Raw genomic sequence first — 20,464 nt, forward strand, 5'->3', positions numbered from 1 at the left:
TTAGGTTTAAAATCGCCTGAAACTGTTTTAATCGCAAAAAAATAATGCTTTCGATTTTAATTCCTACATATAATTACAACGTTTTTCCTCTTGCAAGTCAGTTAGAAAAACAAGCTTTAGCCTCTGATATTCTTTTTGAAATTATTTGTTTTGATGATGGATCAAAATCTTCAATTAATTCTAAGAATGAAAAAATAAATTCTCTTACATATTCTAAATTTTTGGCTCAACAGCACAATGTTGGTTTAAGTAATAATAGAAATGCTTTAGCAGAAGCATCAAAATATCAATTTCTTTTATTTATTGATGGAGATTCTCTTTTACCAGACGAAACATTCATTTTTCGTTATATAGAAGCTATCAAAAAAAATACTGACGTTGTTTACGGAGGGAGAATTCACCCTAAAACTGTCGATTCTAGCAGAAAATTACGCTGGAAATATGGAATTTATAAAGAAGACTCCACATCTATTAAACGAAATAAAAACATCTATAAAAGCGTATTATTTAATAATACATTGATTAAGAAAAACGTATTTAACACTATTGGGTTTGAGAAAAGTATCACGGAATACGGACATGAAGATACCGTTTTTGCTTATAATCTTAGTAAAATTAAAGCTTCTATTTTTCATATAGACAATCCCGTTTTACATGGTGATGTGGATTTAAACGAGGACTATTATAAAAAGACGCACAAATCGCTTGAAAATTTAGATTCAATTTATAAAACTAAAATGATTGAACCAGAGTTCACCACCTTCTTAAAGGTTTTTATTAAATTAGAAAAATTCAAATTGAATTATTTTTTTGCATTTGTCTATAAAATATTATCACCATTTTTTACTTACAATTTAATCTCTAAACACCCATCACTAAATGTCTTTGAGTTATTTAGATTAAGCTATTTTTGTCATATTAATTTAAAAAAATAATGCCGTTTTTTTCTGTAATTATACCCTTATATAATAAGGAAGATTTGATTGAGCAAACTATCTCTAGTCTGCTTAAGCAATCGTTTACAGATTTTGAAGTCATTATAGTCAATGACGGCTCTATTGATAATAGTTTAAATAAAATAAAACCTCTATTTGATTCTAGGTTTAAAATTATAAATCAAGATAACAAAGGTGTTTCTTACTCAAGAAATTTGGGTGTGAATAATGCAAATGGAAAATATATTGCCTTATTAGATGCTGATGATATTTGGCTTAAAAACCATTTAACTGAATTAAAAAATCTCATTGAAACTTTCCCTAACGCTGGTTTATATTGTAATAACTATCAAATTTATTACACAAAAGATATAGTGCGACCTGCAAATTTTAAGTTTGATTTTAAAAAAGACTGCTTGATAGTTGACGACTTTTTTAAAGCCAGCGTAACCAACTGCGTTGCATGGACCTCTACAGTAGGGTTCGCAAAAGAAAAATTTGATGCTGTTGGTGGTTTCAATTCAGCTTTTGATGGCGCTGAAGATTTAGATTTATGGATAAAAATGGCATTAAAATACGATGTTGCTTTTAACCCTACTATTACTATGTCTTACAAATTATATGTTGATAATAGCCTTTCTAAAAGAGAATATAATGATATACGGTATGAATTCATTAATAACTTTTCTGAAGAGGAAAAATTAAACCCTTCATTAAAATTATACTTAGATGTTAATAGATTTGCGGTAGCATTGCGGTGCAAAATGAATGATGAGGAAGAACTTTATAAAAAATTAAAATCTGATATTGATTTTAATAACTTAAATTTCAAACAAAAACTACTTTTAAGTTGCCCAAAATTCATCCTAAAATTAGCCAAACAATTTCATGGTTTTTTAGTTAAAAACGGGCTTTATTTTGCCGCTAATAAATAAATTGAAATAAGATGTTTCTTGTAGTAAGGAACCTATTAAACTATTTACCTTTCTTCTTTTAAACCTAAAATACTAAAAAAGAAACTAAATAAAATCGTTTGAACACCTAATACCACAACAACAATTGCTGGTACGATTATTTTCAACGTTCTCTCCATACTATCCATTTCATTTTTAAAGCCTAAATAGTATAAAGCAACACCAATTAATGTGAATAAAAAACCTAGTATCACACCTCTTTCTAAAGTAAAAAAATCAAATAGCTTATCATAACTTTTTTTTCTTGGTATGAGTCCATGATTAGTCGCATATATTTTAGTAAGCGCATAAAACACAACAAATTGGAAGCTAATTAAAAACAAACCAGCAAAAAGTGGTATCCATTTTAGATTTGCTGAATCTGCATCAAACAAAATATATAAAGCACCAAATACACCTGTTAACATACACAGGAAACCAGGTATTAAAAACAACCATTTAGGGCTGTAAAGTAACAAGAACCGTAAATGTCTCCAACCATCCGGAAACGTTCTTAAATGAGCCTTTCTATTTCGACCAGAGGGAAATACTGTTGTAGGCACCTCGGTAATATTAAGATTTAACAACGATGCTTTCACAATAATTTCCGAAGCAAACTCCATACCTGTAGTAGATAAATTCATTTTATTATAAGCTGTTCTAGTAAAACCTCTTAAACCACAATGAAAGTCTCCTAAATCAGTTCTAAAAAATAAATTGCCAATAAAAGTAAGTATCGGGTTTCCAACGTATCTATGTAAAAACGGCATGGAATCTTTATTATTTTCACCTTTAAAACGATTTCCCATCACTAAATCTGAACCTGCTCGTAAATTATCAATAAATAGATTTAAATTCAGAATATCATGACTGTCATCCGTGTCTGCCGTAATAATATATTTCCCTTTTGAAGCTTCAATAGCGCCTCTAGATGCATTACCATATCCCTTTTTTTCAACATCCACAACAAGAGCTCCTAACATTTCAGCAATTTCTTGAGAGCCATCGGTACTGCCATTATCACCAATTATAACTTCGCCTTTAATATTATTATCACGCATAAAACTTTGCGCTTTATTAATGCACGATGCAATGGTTTCTGCTTCATTTAAGCAGGGCATAACTATAGATAATTCAAGATTCACGTCGCTCTTGATATTTAAAAATTTCGTTCAATAATATTATAAATGTTGCAAAAATAACCCAATCAAAATAAAACACATAACGTTTAATAGAATGGATAACTAAAGCTATAAGGGCATTGTTTGCAAACATAAACAAGGTTGCTATAACAATAAACTTGTAAACACTTCTGTTAGACTTTAATAAATTTAACACACCATAAAATAATAATACACCGAAGAAAAGCATATACTTGGAAGAACCAAAAGAGTGGCTAAGATTTTTTAAAAAAAACTTTAACCAAACCTTAAAATTTTGCTTTATGAGCGGTCCAACCATTTTTGAACACAAGGTATTTAATGCTACATTTTGTTCAATAAAATTAAGCCCTTTTGCCTCATAATAGCTCAAGCCTAATTCATAAATCCTTCTGTTACATATTTCTGAGAAATTAAAATGGTAAAACAAATAATCATCTAATCCCCCAGTTTTAAAATTTTGATTTCTTGTTAACTCTGCTTCTTTTAGACTACTATAAATCAAATTAAAATAAGCGCTTTCATCTTCATCGGTAAAAAGATTTATGTCACTTTTATTCGCAATATAAAAAGGCGATGCGATAAGATGCACATAATTCATAGCGTTGTTTATAAAATGGTCAAATACTATTTTATTATATACTCTTTCAGTAAAACTAGTCAATATTGGTATGGCTATTAAAATGGCTAAAAAATAAAAATGCTTCTTAAAAGATTTAGTTTTAAAAATGATATACCCAACAATTAAAATTAATGCTGGAACTAAAGCTAAAAATTGTCCTCTTGTTAAAATTAAAACAAACAATAAAGCACCAATCTTATATACATATTTTAGGTTCTCTTCAACAAATAGTTTTAAAGTCAAGGCAAAAATCACTAAAAAAATAGGATACGCTAAAGCCTCACTTAATATGGCACTTCCTAGATTATGCACATATACAGATGGTGCTAAACTTATGAGTTGAATAATTAACACACCAACCTTATGTATGTGAAACACATTATTTAAAGTTTGAACAAAAAAATGAACGCCAAAAGCTATAATTATATATTGGGCTATAACAACTGGTAATTCAAAATAGTCTCCAAAAATACTAGTGAATATTTTCAAAAAAGTACAATAGGCAGGGCTATGGTTTAGTGCCATATCAACAAACGTATAGCTATCTGGAAAATAAATAGCACCCCTTGCTATTACCAAAACACCAACAATAAAATATATGCTTGTGTAAATTATGTTAGTTAACTTAAATTGTTCGTTTATTGGTTTCAATACTTTTTTTAATTAATGAATTAAATGCTTTTGAAGTTCTTACACCAGAATTTCAAACTTATAAAATATGTTGATATAAAATACTATCATGCCTTTCAATTTAATTTTAATTTTTCATTGTTAATTGTGTAACACTATTTTGTTAGTAAATGAGCCCACTCTTCAGCAATATTTTCTATAGAAAATTGTTTTATACTGGCCTTGGTATTTTCTTTACAATGAGAATAGAGTGAATCATCTTCAACAAAACGATTAAATGCATTTGCTAAAACAGTTACATTGTGGTTTTCAACCAATAAACCATTACTTTCATTCTTAATAATTTCATTTGGGCCAGATTTACAATTTACAGAAATAACGGGTGTACCACAACATAAAGATTCAATTAAAACCAATGGAAAGCCTTCATGCTTACTTGTTAATATCGTAAAAAACGCCTTTTTTACGTAAGGGAAAGGATTTTCTAAATATGGTATATGTTTTACAAAAGATTCTAGTTTTAATTCTTTAACAATTTTAACTATTAAGGGAACATCAATTCCATCACCGATAATGTAAAATTTAAATCCTTTTTTCGGCAAAAGCGATGTTTTATATGCATTTAAAGCTAAGGTCAAATTTTTAACATGTTCCTCAATTCGCCCATAAAACAAAATATAATTATCATCAATTGAAACTGTTTCATTTGCTTTTTCTAAGATGTTTTTTGCATTTGCTGGATTGTAAATTTGTCCACAATCTTTAAACTTATATCTTGTTATAAGCGTTTGTTGAATTTCTTTACTTACGGCAACAATTTTTACCTGATTGTATAATATTCGTGCTAAAAAAACCGAACTAGGTAGGTATTGTTTTAAATTATAACTATGAACAATTGATATTATTTTTTTTGACTTAAACACATAATTATAAACAATAAATTCTTTGAAAAAACTTGGTCTTGTGCGATTATCAATAATAATATCAAAATTATGTTCTTTAAAATAAGATTTTAAAATAGATAATTTTAAAAAATTTGATTTGCTGCTTCCTAATTGTGTCTCAAGATTAAATAGTTTACCTGAGAATTCATAATTTACTTCATCTTTAGTAATAACAATATGAACATTATATCCTAGTTTAAATAACATCTGAGAAAATATTGCACTAAAACGCTCAACACCTCCCTTTCCCATTGATGTTGTTACGATACATATTTTTTTCATTAGAGTATTACCTTTTATAGTTTTTATAAAATAAGACTATTTAAAATAGTTATCATAATCAACACTATCACCAACTATCCTTTTTCTCTCTTTAAAATGTTCGCTAAAAATACTACGAGTATAATCAACTTCTTTTGCTTTAATACTAAATAGGTCTGCCATTGAATGAAATAAGTCATCAATCATATACTTTGAATCTAAATGGGGAAACATAGTTTTTCCTTCTTTATAGTTTTCTGAGCGCCAAAGTATAAATGGGATTTCGTAAACATTTTTTGTTCGAAGTTTATCTCTAAAATGCCCAGAAAACTCAATGTCGTCATACACTTCTTCTCCATGGTCTGAAAAATATAGAACACAACTATGAGCATTAGCCTTTTTAACTGTTTTAATAACAGAACTTATTATATAATCAGTGTATCTTACAGCGTTATCATAAGCATTAATTTCTTTATAGATATGTTCTTTTTTAAATTTAGTTTTTGGAATTTCATTATTAAAAAACTTAAAGCTTTCAGGGTATCTATTTTTATAATCTACATGGGTTCCAAGTGTGTGTAAAAAAATTACTTTTTTATTTCCTTTTTCTAATAAAATTTTATCTAATTTTTCAACTAAAACTTCATCATGAATAGTTTTTCCTTCTGCTCGTTTAATATTTAAAAAATAAGATTTATCCGCTCCTAATCCTAAGTTAGTAATTTGTGAATCATCCGCACCTGCAGGTTTTTGAACTGACACCCAATACGTTTTAAAATTAGCTTTATTTAGTAATTGTATAATAGAACCTTCAAACTTAGCCTCTGGATTTTCATAATTACCTAAAGTTAATGCTTTTGTTAAACTAGCAATAGTATAAGTATCTGGACTTATAACCTTATTATAAATTAACAACTCATCCTCCATGTCTTCAAGTAATGGCGTAGTATTTCTATAATAATCATAAATACCCAAATGTAATCGGGATGTAGCCTCTCCAATTATAATAACATAAACCTCTTGCCCTTGCATATCAAAAGACCTAGAAACATCACTAAAATTTCCATTTTTATCGTTTGCATAATGACTTAACTTTTTTGACTCAATATAATATTCAATACCTGCCCTAATTATCATGTAAGGTGAATTGTAAATTATTAAAAGTGATAATTTCAGAAAAACAAGAATACCAATAAAAAGACCGAAAATTTTAATTCTAAACGCTTTTAATCTTTCATTAATTATGAAATCTTTCTGTTTTAATGCAATCAAATTAAGTATGATGGCTATAAAAAATATGATTACAAATAAGATTATATATGTGTTTGAATAAAACCTAATAAACTCTTTTGATTCTTGATAATTACTATCTAAAACAACAAATATTACTGAAGAACCGAAGGTTGTATCAAATAAAAAATAGTAAATAGTTTCAATGCAAACACTTAAAGAAAAAACGAGATAAAAAACAACATAAAGCAAATGACTAATTCGCTTATTATTAATTATCAAATGAGGACAAACAAGTATTATGGCAAATAATATATTCTCAACAAGGTTATAAATTACACTTTCTGTTATTTCATTAAAAATACAATCAAAAAGAAATGCTAAGAATATAACTATTAAATACCTAAAAAAAATCTTTACAAAAATTTTCATATTAACTCACTAGTCTTTTTTAAAGTATTCTACTTTTACCAATCAATTTATGCCTTAAAATGAAAAGCACCACTAAGAAAAACAAAATATACCTTACAAAATGCGCTATAACCACGCCATCTGTTCCATAAATATCTATAAAATAAACTGAAAAGCCATAAAACATTAAAACGGACAACACTTCCGTGAAAATAAAATAACCTATCTGTTTTTTAGCTATAAACTGATAAGATAACACAATAGCGACAAACTTGATTAAATCTCCTAATAATTGCCATTTAAATAAGCTAGACATTGCTAAAAACTCACTTGTATACAATGCTTTAATGATGAATTCTCTGAAGAGAAAAACCACTAGCATTCCAGAAATAAGAAAAGGCAATAACATTTTGTAAATCTTTACTACTTCTTTTCTAAAATCTATGGTGCTAGTCAATTTTGCATATACCGGCAAAATGTATAATGGAAAAATGGCTGCCGAAAATTGCATATATACTCTAGAAATAGAATTCATGGCGGTCCAATAACCAGCTTCTGCTATACTTGTTTTATCTTCTATTAAGTGTCTTATTGCAACATCAATTATATTACTAAAAAAAACGACAACCAATGTCATTAAGCTGTACGATAATAATTGCTTCTTAAAGCTCAATTTAAATGATATAAAATTTAAATCGATAAAGGTTTTATAGGTTTTTGAGCTAAAAATAATATAAATTAAAAATTGCAAAAGAGGAATTGTACTAATGGCAATCAAACTTCCAATAAGACCAAATTTAATGGTTAGAAGTACAATTAAAATAGTACTACTAATCACTACAATTAAACCTATTTTAGAAAATAATTTATAAGCAGACAAACCATTTAATAAAGCATATAAAATGCCATTAACCCCCATAAAAGGTATTAAAAATGCCAAAATCTTGAAGATGTAGCCATAGTTTTCATTAGCCCCAAAAACAGCATGGTTAATTGCATTAGACCAGAAAAACAAAATCATAAAAGAAACAATGGACGCTATAGCTGAAAAAACAAAAACAGTAGAAAATAAATTGTTAAGTTGTTTTTTATCGTCCTTATGTTCAGAAATATACTTTACTAAACCATTGGATGTCCCTAAAATAGAAAATTGCTCAAAAAAGCCAACTACATTTTTCAAGTTGCCAACTATAGCAATGCCTTCTGCTCCAATAAAAATAGCAAACGCTTTTTGAGAAATTAAAGAAAACAACATCCTTACTAAAACCAATCCCGTGTTGGCAGAAGTAACCTTTAATAATAAATTGTTCTTTATGAAACTTGGTATTTTCAATAGTTAAGCTGGATAAATTAATAAAAGTATCTATCTATTTTCGCTTTCTAAACCAAAAAGAGAACTTCCAAAAATGAGTAAAATAATACCATAATACATAATATAACTCACAAAATGAGCAACTACTGCTCCTTCAACATCATCAAACAAATCAATAAAATAGACACTAGTAGTGTATAAAATAATAACTAGGAAAGCTTCCGTTAATATATAATGCCAAAACATTTTCTTTGCTAAAAATTGATAAGCAATTATAATAGATAATATTTTCACAAAATCGCCTAACAATTGAAATAAGAATAAATCTTCAACAGGTTCAAATTCCTCCGAAAATATTCCAATTACAATATAATGCCTTAAGAAATATATAAGTACCAACCCACCAACTAAGAAAGGCATTATAGTTTTATAGAAACTTATAACTTCTTTTTTAAATTCCTTGGTATCATTAATTTCTGTAAATCGAGGTAAAAGATATAAGGCAATTAAAGAACTAACAAACATTAAATAATAGTTGGATATTCTTGTCATGGCTTCCCAAAAACCCGCATCTTTATAACCTATATTTTCGATAATATAAGATCTAATTGCAATAGCAACAAACGGCAGTAAAACTGCAGAAAAAAGTGCCATTAAGGAGTATGGACTAAGTTTTTTTAATATGCTATAACTAACCTGACTAACTTTTATCTGTGAGACCAGGCTTTTTCTATTAATTATTCCAACTAGAGTGATTAAAAATATTAATGATTCAGCAATAACTACTGAAATTAAAGCCCCATCAATCTTGTTTTGATAAATTAAAAGTAATGCAATAGAAACGCTTAATACCTGACCAATAATATTAATTATAATAAGAATTTTATACTTTGAATATCCATTCATTATAGAAAATGAAAACATATTTAAAGCATAAAAAGGGAGCACGATGGCAAAAATTTGAATGACATAGGCATAATCATTATAAGTGGGAAATATAATATCATTAATCCACTCTGCCCTGAAATAGCAAAAAAACGAAACAATAATTGTAGAAATAAAACCAGTATAGTAAACAGTAGATAGGGTTTTACTGAGTTTAACGGTGTTATCTTTAAATTCGGAAACATACTTAACCGCACCTTTATAAAAGCCAAGTGTAGCAATCGTTTGAAAAGAGCTCACAAAGTTTCGTAAATTACCTATCAATGCTAAACCTTCAGCCCCAATAAACACAGCAATAGCCTTTGATGTTAATATGCCGGCTATGACTCTGGTTAGTACTGAAGCGGTTTGTAATGAGGTTATTTTTACTAAAACCTTACTGTTTATATAATCTATTAATTTTTTCAATTAATATATGATTTCCTTGCTCATTAAATTACTTATAATAAGTTCATCTCTTGTAAACGCTGAAAAGAACATATTATTTTTCTACAATTTTATGTAGCAATCAAATATACAAAATCATTTTACGTTTATATGTTTTCCTTTATAAAATCGTAAGTAATTATAACTTATAATTTAAGAAAATAAACTAATCTCCTTTCTTTAAGATATAATACAAATTAATACTGAATATAGCTATATTAGTGATAATTATAGGTTTGGAAATGGGCTGAAGCACAAACCCATAAAACACAAATAGTAAACACCCAAAAGAGTTTACTATTCGTAATTTATTAACAGATTTCATTAAGAATGAGGTTAAAACGGTTGCCATAGCCGCATACCCAATCCACTCTATCCATGAAATTCCTAGAAATTCCATATTATATTGATTTGTTTCGCTTTCGATCTACTTCTGTTAAATAGATTTTACGTAAACGTAAAAAGTGTGGTGTAACCTCAACATATTCATCTTTTTGAATATATTCTAAAGCTTCTTCTAATGAGAATTTAATTGCCGGTACAATCTTCGCTTTATCATCGGCACCAGAAGAACGAACATTACTCATCTTTTTGGTTTTGGTAATATTAACGGTCATGTCATCACCACGAGAATTTTCTCCAATCACCTGACCTTCGTAAATATCTTCACCTGGATCAACAAAAAACTTACCTCTATCTTGTAATTTATCAATAGAATAAGGAATTGCTTGCCCTTTTTCCATGGATACTAAAGACCCATTTTGACGTTCAGGAATTCCACCTTTTAGTGGTTGGTATTCTTTAAACCTGTGAGCCATTATGGCCTCACCTTGAGTTGCAGTTAGTAATTGGTTACGTAAACCAATAATACCTCTAGAAGGCACCATAAATTGACAAACCATACGCTCACCTTTTGCTTCCATGCTTAACATTTCTCCTTTACGCATAGTCACCATTTCAATAGCTTTACCAGAAACTGTTTCAGGTAAATCAATGGTCATTTCTTCAATAGGCTCACATTTTACACCATCAATTACTTTGATGATTACTTGTGGTTGTCCAATTTGCATTTCATAGCCTTCACGACGCATGGTTTCAATTAAAACCGATAAGTGTAGTACACCGCGACCAAAAACAATAAACTTATCAGCGCTATCCGTAGACTCTACTTTAAGTGCCAAGTTTTTTTCTAGTTCTTTAGCTAAACGATCTTTAATATGGCGAGATGTTACATATTTTCCGTCTTTACCAAAGAAAGGCGAATCGTTAATTGTAAATAACATACTCATGGTAGGCTCATCTATGGCAATTGTTTTTAATCCTTGAGGATTTTCCCAATCGGCAACGGTATCACCAATTTCAAAACCTTCAAGACCAACAATAGCACAAATATCTCCAGTTTGTACACTTTCAACTTTTAAACGACCTAAACCTTCAAAAACATGAAGTTCTTTAATTTTAGATTTTTGAATGCTACCATCCCTTTTTACTAAAGATATGTTTTGCCCAACTTTTAACTCACCTCGAGTTAAACGCCCAATTGCAATTCGTCCTGTAAATGATGAGAAATCTAAAGAAGTAATCAACATTTGCGTCGTTCCTTCTTCAATTTTTGGAGCAGGAATATGTTCAATAACCATATCTAAAAGTGGCTCAATATTTTCTGTTTCATTTTGCCAATCATCACTCATCCAATTATTCTTTGCAGAACCATAAACTGTTGGAAAATCCAATTGCCATTCTTCTGCACCTAATTCAAACATTAAATCAAAAACTTTTTCGTGCACCTCATCAGGTGTACAGTTTTCTTTATCAACCTTGTTTATTACCACACATGGTTTTAAACCTAAATCAATAGCTTTTTGTAATACAAAACGCGTTTGAGGCATTGGCCCTTCAAAAGCATCAACTAATAATAAAACACCATCTGCCATATTTAACACGCGCTCTACTTCACCACCAAAATCGGCGTGACCAGGCGTATCAATAATATTGATTTTTGTGTTTTTATATATTACAGAAACATTTTTAGAAGTAATCGTAATACCCCTTTCACGCTCTAAATCATTATTATCAAGAATTAAATCACCTGTGTTTTCATTTTCACGAAATAACTGACAGTGATACATAATCTTATCAACCAAAGTAGTTTTACCATGATCTACGTGTGCAATAATTGCAATGTTTTTAATATTAGCCATAATAGTGCCTTATTTTAAGCGTGCAAAGGTACATGTAATTTAGTTAAAACTATGTTATAATTAAATAGTATTATACTTTATAGACTATGTTTTCGTTAATTTTATCTTACCAACCAACTCTCAATAATCAAAAAATTATAATATGTCCCTAATTAATAGATTCACAAAGTTTATACCTTATCTGTATTTTATAACAATTACTGCCTATTGGTTTACTGTTTTTAACAGAAGTGAAGGCATTACAGCATACCCAATTTTATTATTTGGCATTCCTTTTTTATGGCAAATTATTAAACCCAATAAAAAACTTAATTTCACTTTAGGCATTACCTTTGTTTGCATATCATCTTACTTGATACTCGCTTTTTTATCTGATATATTACAAATTATATCACTTTCACAGCCTATGAAACAACTTATGATTTACGGAGGCTTATTTGTTTTTGGCAATTTCATAATGGCCTTGTGGATTATAAAAAACAGTTTAAATAAAAGTTCTTAAAACACAATTTGGGCGTTCCCCTACGGGTCAGGCTTTCGGTAGTCGCTCTCTTCGAGGAGCTCCAACAATACCTCAATCCTTAACGCGGGCATATCCGCCAATAGCAGTTTAAAATCCTCAACAGTTCAGTAATTTTTACACCACTGTTAAAAGACATTTTTGTAACTTTGCAACCTAAATTTTTATGCAAATGCATCTTAGTGATATTCCAAAATTAAAACATACCAATTCCAATAATTTCTTTTTGTTATGCGGCCCGTGTGCCATTGAAGGTGAAGACATGGCGTTGCGCATTGCAGAAAAAGTAGTTAACATTACAAATAAATTAGAAATACCCTATATTTTTAAAGGAAGTTTTAAAAAAGCAAACCGTAGCAGAATTGATAGTTTTACAGGAATTGGAGACGAAAACGCTTTAAAAATTCTTAAAAAAGTTTCTGAAACCTTTGATGTGCCAACGGTAACAGATATTCATGAAATTTCAGATGCACATTTAGCTGCTCAGTATGTTGATGTGCTTCAAATTCCTGCGTTTTTAGTACGTCAAACTGATTTGGTTGTTGCGGCAGCAAAAACAGGCAAAGTGGTTAATTTAAAAAAAGGTCAATTTATGAGTCCAGAAGCCATGAAGCACGCCGTACAAAAAGTAAAAGACGCTGGTAGCGATAAAGCGTGGATAACCGACCGCGGTACTATGTTTGGTTATCAAGATATGATTGTAGATTTTCGAGGTATTCCAACCATGCGTAACTATGCTCCTGTTGTTTTAGATGTTACACATTCTTTACAACAACCCAATCAATCGGCTGGCGTTACAGGAGGCCGACCAGATATGATTGAAACCATTGCTAGAGCTGGTATAGTAAACCATGTAGATGGGTTATTTATTGAAACACATTTTGATCCTGCAAATGCAAAAAGTGATGGCGCCAATATGCTCCACTTAAATAATCTAGAAAAATTACTTACCAATTTAGTAGCCATTAGAAAAACAGTAAATAGTCTTCAGTAGGCAGTCTTCAGTGTGCAGTGTGCAGTGAGCATTAATTTGTAAAATTTATTTTTTTCTCTGCGTATCTTTGTGCACCTCTGCTAATCTCTGTGAAACAGCTTATACAGCAGTTAAACCTAATAGCAAATCAGTTTTAATCCAGAAACCACGCTTTTTTACTTTTTTTAAGTAACTCAGATGCGGCATGTAAAAGTTCCATAAAATTTTCCTGATCTAAATCTTCTAGTGTTTTTAATTGAATAGAACGGACTTGCTTTCGTTTATTGTCATCCTTTAAAACAGGAAATTGTTTTTCTAACAGTATCCCTTGAACAAAAGCCACATCCACATAGTCCTTCCCTTTTAGGATATTCAAATAAATCATCGGTTTTTTTCCAATATTATAAAACGGAATCTTATAACTATACCGCTCCTCTACTTCTGGAAGCGTATTTAAAATCACACGCCTAACATATAGCATTATAGACTGGTATGGTTCTTTTTGATCTAAAAAATAGTCATCTATAGGTTTCATGTGTCTTAATTATTTGTTTTTTGGTCGCATGTAGCTTCCAAATAATCATTCCTGTGTGAGTATCAAATTCTCGTTAAGGACGTTTCACTGAGCTAATTTTATTTCAAACTTAACAAAAAAATATGATGCCCGAATCAAAAATATTTATTTACTTTGCAATTCAAAGTACTTTTATATGGAATCAAAAGATTATCTAAAAGACATTACAGAGATTAAAGACTTAATGAATAAGTCATCACGCTTTATCTCGCTGAGTGGCTTATCTGGAATACTTGCAGGCATTTATGCCCTTGTTGGGGCTTATTTTGCTCATGGAATAATAGCTAAAATTAAAGTAATAAAAAATCCATTAAAACAATTTTTTGTAAGTTTTGATTCCGTTGAAACATTATTACTTATAGCTATTAGTGTCATTCTAATTTCCATAATAACAGCTTTTTATTTAACAAGAAAGAAAGCAAAAAAACAAAATGAAAAAATCTGGAATAAAACATCTAAAAGACTAATTTTAAACTTTCTAATTCCATTATTAACTGGAGGGATTTTTTCTGTAATTTTAATTGCTAAAGGATATTTTGATCTTATTGCTTCAACTCTACTTATATTTTATGGATTAAGTTGTGTAAATGCTAGTAAATATACTTTAGGAGATATTAGATATCTAGGTATTACTAATATTATTTTAGGTTTATTATCTACTCCATTTGTTGGTTACGGACTCTATTTTTGGGCTGTAGGTTTTGGAATTATGCATATTGTTTATGGCACTTGGATGTATTTTAAGTATGACCTAAAAAAGTGAACAGTATTCAGTAGCAGTTTACAGTTCAATAAATAAACTTTATAATTGAGTATAATTAGCAACATAAACAAGGCATTCGATCATCGTATTAGATTAGGTATCATGTCTATTTTAATGGTTAATGAGTATGCCGATTTTAATATGCTAAAAGAACTTTTAGGTGCTACTGATGGTAATTTAGCAAGCCACACAAAAGCACTTGAAAAGGTTGAATATATTAAAGTAGAAAAATCATTTATTGGCAGAAAACCAAACACGCGCTACTCAACTACTAAATTGGGTAGAGAGGAATTTAAAAAACACATTAGCGCCCTCGAAAAATTAATTAATAAACAATAAATTCCCTCTGGAGTTTACCTTGAGCGTAGTCGAAAGGAGGGAAAGATAAAAGAAGAAAATTATTTTTTTATTAATTAACTTTGAAATTCAAAGTACTTTAAATAAATATTATGGAAGAATCACTAAAACCTCAACAAAACAAATTCGGAAATTGGTTAAAAACATCTATTACAGCTAGAATGCTTATGGTAGGCTTTTTAACTTTTGTACTCCTAATTCCTTTATTCTTTATTCAAGATTTAATTAGAGAACGCTCTAATAGACAAACAGAGGTTATTAACGAAATTAACGAACAATGGGGAAACGAAGTACTTATATATGGTCCTATTTTAAAAGTTCCATATAAAACCTATAAAGAAAAAACAGTTACAGATAAAAAAACAAAACAAGTGTACACTGAGACTATTCAAGAGATTCGTAACGCCTATTTCTTTTCAGAAAATCTAAATATCAGTTCCAATATAAATCCCGAAACAAAAAAACGTGGTATATACACAACAGCTGTTTACAATAGTAATATGAATATTACGGGATCTTTTTTAAAACCAGATTTTAGTGATATTGAAATAAACGATAAAGACATCCTATGGGATAAGGCAAAAATCATTATTCAGTCTTCTAACGTTAAAGGTGTAAACGAAGCCAATTTAAAACTTAACAATACCGCTTACCAACTCACTTCAAAATATAATGGTCAAAAAAAATATCAGTATAACGAAGTCGTGCTGCATACTCTAGAATCAAAGAATATTAAGCCAGAACAACTTAATTTTCAAAAACCACTAACTTTTAATATCGATTTCAACATTAAAGGAAGCAAACAAATTCGTTTTATTCCAACTGGAAAACATACAGAAGCACAAATAAAATCAAACTGGAAAACAGCGAACTTTTTTGGAGATTTCCTGCCCTATAACGACGATAAAATATCAGATAATGGCTTTAATGCTAAATGGAAAATCTTAGACCTTAATCGTCCGTTTTCTCAAGAACATTTCAATAATATTCCAGACTTAAAAGAATTTGCCTTTGGTGTAAATTTCATGATTCCGGTAGATGAGTATCAAAAAAGTGAGCGTTCAGCAAAATACGGTTTCTTAGTTATAGGCTTAACCTTTCTTGTGTTTTTCTTAATCCAAACCCTAAGCAAAATAAACATCCACCCCTTTCAGTATTTAATGATTGGTTTGGCACTTACCATGTTCTACACCCTATTAGTATCCATATCAGAACATAGTAATTTTTTAAAAGCCTATTTAATTGCTAGCATTTCAGTAATAAGCCTTATTACTTTATACTCAAAATCCATACTTAAAATAATTAAATTTCCAATATTTATAGGGTTATCACTTACCGCATTATACACCTTCATCTATGTTATAATACAATTAGAAAATTACGCACTTTTAGTCGGTAGCATCGGTCTATTTCTAATACTTGCCATCGTCATGTTTGTATCACGAAAAATAGATTGGAACAACGGATAATTTTATGAGTTATAATGTGGGCGTTACCCCGAAAAAGGGTCGCACTTTATTCATCGAATTCTATTTTAAATTATTGAACTCATGAATATAAATGTTTCACTACTCGCTCCATCATACGTCGGGGAACTAACAATTAGCCTGCGGTGAACGCAGTCGAACCGTTCTATCGCTAGCGCAAAAAGAAATTCATGAATAATTTTATAAATACAAGTAAAGCAATAGCCCTTTTAAGTTTTGTTATAGGGACTATCTTGTTTGCAATTCAACTATGCTTCATTACTCCAATAGATCTTATATACTCAGGAATCATTTTTATAGTTGTTGCAGTAATTATAAACACTATCGCCTTAACAGCTTTAGTATTTGTTTTATTAGGAAATACTGATAATCAGTCCGAGACTATTAAAACCTGTGGCTTGATATTATTAAACATCCCTATTGCCATTTTGTATTTCTATATTTTAATTGAAACCTTATGAGACCCAATAAAACATATTTAATCATCACTTTACTCCTTTTTTTAATAGAAGCATTAATTGCTATATTCTTAAAAAGCGGTTTTATACGTCATACGTTTGGTGATTTTTTATGTGTCATCCTACTCTATTGCTTCTTCAAAAGCTTTATAGAAGGGCACCATTTTAAAATTGCTATTTCAGTTCTCATTCTATCTTTTTCAATTGAATTTTTACAGCTTACAAATTATCTTGAACTATTCAATTTACAAGATAATCATCTAGCGAATCTAATTTTAGGAAGCACGTTTAATGCATCAGATTTACTGGCTTATACACTTGGTATTATTACCGTAATAATTTTTGAATATAAAATTTACAAATTATGGATTACATAAAACACCTCTTTTTGTCCCGTTTTAAAACAATTGCTCATCAAGAAACTTGGTTATTTACTATACTCTTCGGAATGTTTTTAAGTTTTGGATTTTAGATGTTTATACAAACAAAGCAATCGAGCATCAATTAGATTGAAGTAACAATATGGAATTAAAAAACCACCTAAAAGTATTAATAGGTGGTTTTTTATATTTTATTTTTTTAATATTAGTTATTCATTTAAATACATCATCAAACCAGAATAATCACCATAACCTTGTTGGTAAATGATTTTTCCATTCTCATCAAAATCAAAAGAATTGTATAATTTAATAATTCCAGATTTGGCTTCAGTGGAATCTGTAGCAGGTAAAGTAACTTCCCAAGCACCATAATAGCGCACTGAACCGTCTGGTAATTTAGTATCTGCATTAACACCAGGTAATAATATTGGTGGATTAGTCATAAATTTAAAATCATACTTTGCTAAGAATGCTTTATCACTAGCCTTCGCTTCTTCACTATGAATCATTACCGTATCTACCTCTGCACCAAAGTGAGTACTTAAGGCTACAGAATTTTCGGCATAAATTGAGTAATCTGGTGTTTCATTCTCCCAATCTGAAATTGATTTTAAAACGGTCTCAGAGTTCTTTGCAAATAAGTCATTTGCTGAATTGTCTGGTTCTGCTTTACAACCTACAATTAATAAAGCTAAACATAACATTGAATACATAATTTTCATAATAGTTTTGATTTTGATTAGTTATTAGTACTGAAATATAGTGTATTTATTTAAATATGAAATATTTATAATTCAACTTTATTAAATACCATCCAAATAATCTTGCAAATATGAAAAACGTTTAGTGAGTTTTCCGTTTTTTGTTATTTTGGCACGTTGCAATATCCCATTGGCATCATTATCAAAAAATGCTGGAATAACATGTTGTAAAAACTGTTCGCCAAAACCCTCGCTAGCATCTTGCGGAAGTTCGCATGGTAAATTATCTACTGCCATAACCGTTATAGCATTGTCGTCTTTATAATCTATTTCTTTTTCAGATTCTGGGTCGTAACCGTAAATAGGGTCTGCAATTGTTGAAGCTCTTAATGTGGTAGCCACAGGACCATCAACATCGCAACTTACATCAGCAACTACTTTAATATTAAAATCTTTAGACTTTACATTTTCTCTAGTATATAAATAAGGAGCGCCATCACCGTAGAAATGACCAGCAATATAATAATCCGTCACTTTGGCAAATCGCATAAAATTGGATTCGTAATCTTGTGGGTTGTTGAAGAAATCGAAAACATCAATGACGCTGCCATCTTTTCGTTTGTTATAATCTAAAACATCAATTTTGCAGTAAACGGGTTCATTGAAGGTATTATTTAAATAACCATCAACAGAAACTGATTTTATGCTCATAGCATCTAGCATTTCTTGAGCGCCATTGGACACTTTTCCACTACCAGTAAGCAATATTTTTATATTGGGTAATACAATGCTATTTAATTCTTTAATTAGAGCTGCTTGATTTGGTAACGGTCCTGCTTTTGGTAAATTCCACGAATCGTATTTTAAACCCCATGCACGAAAACCATTATAAGCACCTACAATTCCTGCATAGCGTCCAAACCCAATTAAGCGAAACCCTTTTTCGTTAACTATGGTTTCATGATCGTAAAGCTCAATATTCTTTTCTAAAACAGCTTTTAATAGTTTTCTATTGTATGGTTGTTTTTTTATAGTATGCGAAAAGAAAAAGTATTTTTTATTTTGGATAAGCGTGTCTAGTGGCACTTCTTTTACGCCTATCATCACATCACAATCAGTAACATCATTTGAAACTTCAAATCCTGCAGCTGTATATTCCTTATCTGAAAAAACACGAATATCTGATGATTCTACTTTAAAAATGGCTTTTGGAAATTGTTTTTTAGCTTCTATTAATTTTGATGGTGAAAATACCACACGACGATCTGGTGGGTTTTTACGTTCTTTTATTATGGCAAACTTCATAAATTTACTTTTTTTACTGACACTACTATGATTTGGTACAAATTTTGAACTAATGTAATGGGATTTGAAAGGTTATACAAACTTTTTTGATAACTTTGCTGCCCGCGTTAAGGATTGAAGCGACATCCTTTTTTGTGCTTAGTTTAAAGTTTCAAATAATAGATACTCTTGAATGGATTTCTATATTTGATGAGATACTGAAACAAGTTTAGCACAAGAAAGATATAGCGGAAAGCCTGACCCGATAGGGTAACGCCCAAATAAATTTAATTGATGAGTTCCCGAAACAATCCCGAAAGCTATCGGGACGGGATTAATTCAATTACGTAAATTAAAAATATACTATTTCATTGAAAACGGGGTCGACTGGTTTTGACAGCGAGATTAATTGAACGGTAAGCACGTCGTGTAATGGCATTGAAACACGTAAAAGGCTAGACCAAATTTTAAACGGCGAGAATAACTACGCTTTAGCTGCATAATCCGAATTATAGTAGGATTAAGCCTTGGTGCACTAGGTGTACAAGCTTTATGTCTCCGGAAAGCCTTGATTGACGGCGTTCCATTTTGAGACATCGTAAATGTCAATATAGATTAGGTAGCGCTTTGATGCCTTTTTGAAACTAAAGAAGATAAGTTATTGGTAGGTTGTCTTTAACAAGCTTATAATCGAAAACCCAAGAAAAGAATAAACGTGTAGAAAACTCTTTGGTTACTTGTTTGGACGAGAGTTCGATTCTCTCCGACTCCACTTATTGGGTATCAAAACCCACCAAAAACCCTGTAAATATATGATTTACAGGGTTTTTCATTTTATTTGATATCAGATTATAGCATATAATATCATATAAAAGGTGTGCAATTCGGGTACAATTTTACATGACTAAAAATTGCACACCAATTCAATGTAATCTTC

Annotated in this window: 20 protein-coding genes and 1 other RNA gene; 10 read left to right on the top strand and 11 right to left on the bottom strand. The window is 30.0% G+C overall.

All coding sequences use genetic code 11. From position 1 onward, the window contains the following. Positions 1-44: 44 nt before the first annotated feature. Together AAC024_RS03165 and AAC024_RS03170 are read left to right on the top strand one after the other, a co-directional pair. On the top strand, positions 45-935 hold the full coding sequence (locus AAC024_RS03165; protein WP_339893733.1) for a glycosyltransferase: 891 nt from the start codon (positions 45-47) through the stop codon (positions 933-935). Beyond that, positions 935-1,870, top strand: coding sequence for a glycosyltransferase family 2 protein (locus AAC024_RS03170; protein WP_339893734.1), 936 nt, complete (start codon positions 935-937; stop codon positions 1,868-1,870). The genes AAC024_RS03165 and AAC024_RS03170 overlap by 1 nt, the downstream gene beginning before the upstream one ends. Before the next feature lie 44 nt (positions 1,871-1,914). Here AAC024_RS03170 and AAC024_RS03175 read toward each other — a convergent pair whose 3' ends face one another. The 8 genes from AAC024_RS03175 to typA all read right to left on the bottom strand — a co-directional run bounded on the left by AAC024_RS03175 (position 1,915) and on the right by typA (position 12,030). Next, positions 1,915-3,033: a glycosyltransferase family 2 protein gene (locus tag AAC024_RS03175; protein WP_339893735.1), complete on the bottom strand. Its 1,119-nt coding sequence runs from the start codon at positions 3,031-3,033 to the stop codon at positions 1,915-1,917. Continuing rightward, complete coding sequence (locus tag AAC024_RS03180; RefSeq protein WP_339893736.1) at positions 3,023-4,321, bottom strand: hypothetical protein; 1,299 nt, start codon at positions 4,319-4,321, stop codon at positions 3,023-3,025. The genes AAC024_RS03175 and AAC024_RS03180 overlap by 11 nt, the downstream gene beginning before the upstream one ends. A 134-nt stretch (positions 4,322-4,455) precedes the next feature. Beyond that, positions 4,456-5,526 (bottom strand): glycosyltransferase, encoded by a 1,071-nt coding sequence (locus tag AAC024_RS03185; protein WP_339893737.1) that lies wholly within the window; start codon positions 5,524-5,526, stop codon positions 4,456-4,458. Positions 5,527-5,562: 36 nt separating this feature from the next. Continuing rightward, on the bottom strand, positions 5,563-6,642 hold the full coding sequence (locus tag AAC024_RS03190; protein ID WP_339893738.1) for a phosphoethanolamine transferase: 1,080 nt from the start codon (positions 6,640-6,642) through the stop codon (positions 5,563-5,565). A gap of 544 nt (positions 6,643-7,186) precedes the next feature. Continuing rightward, a complete protein-coding gene (locus tag AAC024_RS03195; RefSeq protein WP_339893739.1) occupies positions 7,187-8,479 on the bottom strand; it encodes an O-antigen translocase in 1,293 nt (430 codons plus the stop codon). Between the two features lie 30 nt (positions 8,480-8,509). Further along, positions 8,510-9,811 (bottom strand): O-antigen translocase, encoded by a 1,302-nt coding sequence (locus AAC024_RS03200; protein ID WP_339893740.1) that lies wholly within the window; start codon positions 9,809-9,811, stop codon positions 8,510-8,512. 184 nt (positions 9,812-9,995) lie between these two features. Continuing rightward, positions 9,996-10,229 (bottom strand): uroporphyrinogen decarboxylase, encoded by a 234-nt coding sequence (locus AAC024_RS03205; RefSeq protein WP_339893741.1) that lies wholly within the window; start codon positions 10,227-10,229, stop codon positions 9,996-9,998. 1 nt (position 10,230) lies between these two features. Further along, on the bottom strand, positions 10,231-12,030 hold the full coding sequence (gene typA / locus AAC024_RS03210) for a translational GTPase TypA (protein WP_339893742.1): 1,800 nt from the start codon (positions 12,028-12,030) through the stop codon (positions 10,231-10,233). A 142-nt stretch (positions 12,031-12,172) separates the two neighbouring features. Between typA and AAC024_RS03215 the strand changes: the two genes are divergently transcribed. After that, entirely contained in the window at positions 12,173-12,532 is a 360-nt protein-coding gene (locus tag AAC024_RS03215; protein ID WP_339893743.1) for a hypothetical protein, read from the top strand. 190 nt (positions 12,533-12,722) lie between these two features. After that, entirely contained in the window at positions 12,723-13,544 is an 822-nt protein-coding gene (kdsA, locus tag AAC024_RS03220; RefSeq protein WP_339893744.1) for a 3-deoxy-8-phosphooctulonate synthase, read from the top strand. A gap of 133 nt (positions 13,545-13,677) precedes the next feature. On the opposite strand, the gene AAC024_RS03225 is transcribed toward kdsA, so the two are convergent. Next, on the bottom strand, positions 13,678-14,058 hold the full coding sequence (locus tag AAC024_RS03225; RefSeq protein ID WP_339893745.1) for a DUF1801 domain-containing protein: 381 nt from the start codon (positions 14,056-14,058) through the stop codon (positions 13,678-13,680). Positions 14,059-14,233: 175 nt separating this feature from the next. On the opposite strand from AAC024_RS03225, the gene AAC024_RS03230 reads away from it, so the two are divergent. The 5 genes from AAC024_RS03230 to AAC024_RS03250 all read left to right on the top strand — a co-directional run bounded on the left by AAC024_RS03230 (position 14,234) and on the right by AAC024_RS03250 (position 17,539). Next, positions 14,234-14,860 (top strand): hypothetical protein, encoded by a 627-nt coding sequence (locus tag AAC024_RS03230; RefSeq protein ID WP_339893746.1) that lies wholly within the window; start codon positions 14,234-14,236, stop codon positions 14,858-14,860. 45 nt (positions 14,861-14,905) lie between these two features. Beyond that, positions 14,906-15,199 (top strand): transcriptional regulator, encoded by a 294-nt coding sequence (locus tag AAC024_RS03235; RefSeq protein WP_339893747.1) that lies wholly within the window; start codon positions 14,906-14,908, stop codon positions 15,197-15,199. A 110-nt stretch (positions 15,200-15,309) separates the two neighbouring features. Further along, entirely contained in the window at positions 15,310-16,686 is a 1,377-nt protein-coding gene (gene creD, locus AAC024_RS03240; RefSeq protein ID WP_339893748.1) for a cell envelope integrity protein CreD, read from the top strand. Between the two features lie 188 nt (positions 16,687-16,874). Beyond that, entirely contained in the window at positions 16,875-17,165 is a 291-nt protein-coding gene (locus AAC024_RS03245; RefSeq protein WP_339893749.1) for a hypothetical protein, read from the top strand. Beyond that, positions 17,162-17,539, top strand: coding sequence for a DUF2809 domain-containing protein (locus AAC024_RS03250; RefSeq protein WP_339893750.1), 378 nt, complete (start codon positions 17,162-17,164; stop codon positions 17,537-17,539). Before AAC024_RS03245 ends, AAC024_RS03250 begins: the two co-directional genes overlap by 4 nt. Positions 17,540-17,751: 212 nt before the next feature. On the opposite strand, the gene AAC024_RS03255 is transcribed toward AAC024_RS03250, so the two are convergent. Together AAC024_RS03255 and AAC024_RS03260 are read right to left on the bottom strand one after the other, a co-directional pair. Next, positions 17,752-18,264, bottom strand: coding sequence for a hypothetical protein (locus tag AAC024_RS03255; protein ID WP_339893751.1), 513 nt, complete (start codon positions 18,262-18,264; stop codon positions 17,752-17,754). 81 nt (positions 18,265-18,345) lie between these two features. After that, entirely contained in the window at positions 18,346-19,548 is a 1,203-nt protein-coding gene (locus tag AAC024_RS03260) for an NAD(P)-dependent oxidoreductase (RefSeq protein ID WP_339893752.1), read from the bottom strand. Positions 19,549-19,906: 358 nt separating this feature from the next. Between AAC024_RS03260 and ssrA the strand changes: the two genes are divergently transcribed. Then, positions 19,907-20,302: a transfer-messenger RNA gene (gene ssrA, locus AAC024_RS03265) on the top strand. The last annotated feature ends 162 nt before the right edge of the window (positions 20,303-20,464 follow it).

It is taken from the genome of uncultured Algibacter sp. (assembly GCF_963976535.1).
Taxonomy (GTDB): Bacteria; Bacteroidota; Bacteroidia; order Flavobacteriales; family Flavobacteriaceae; genus Algibacter_B.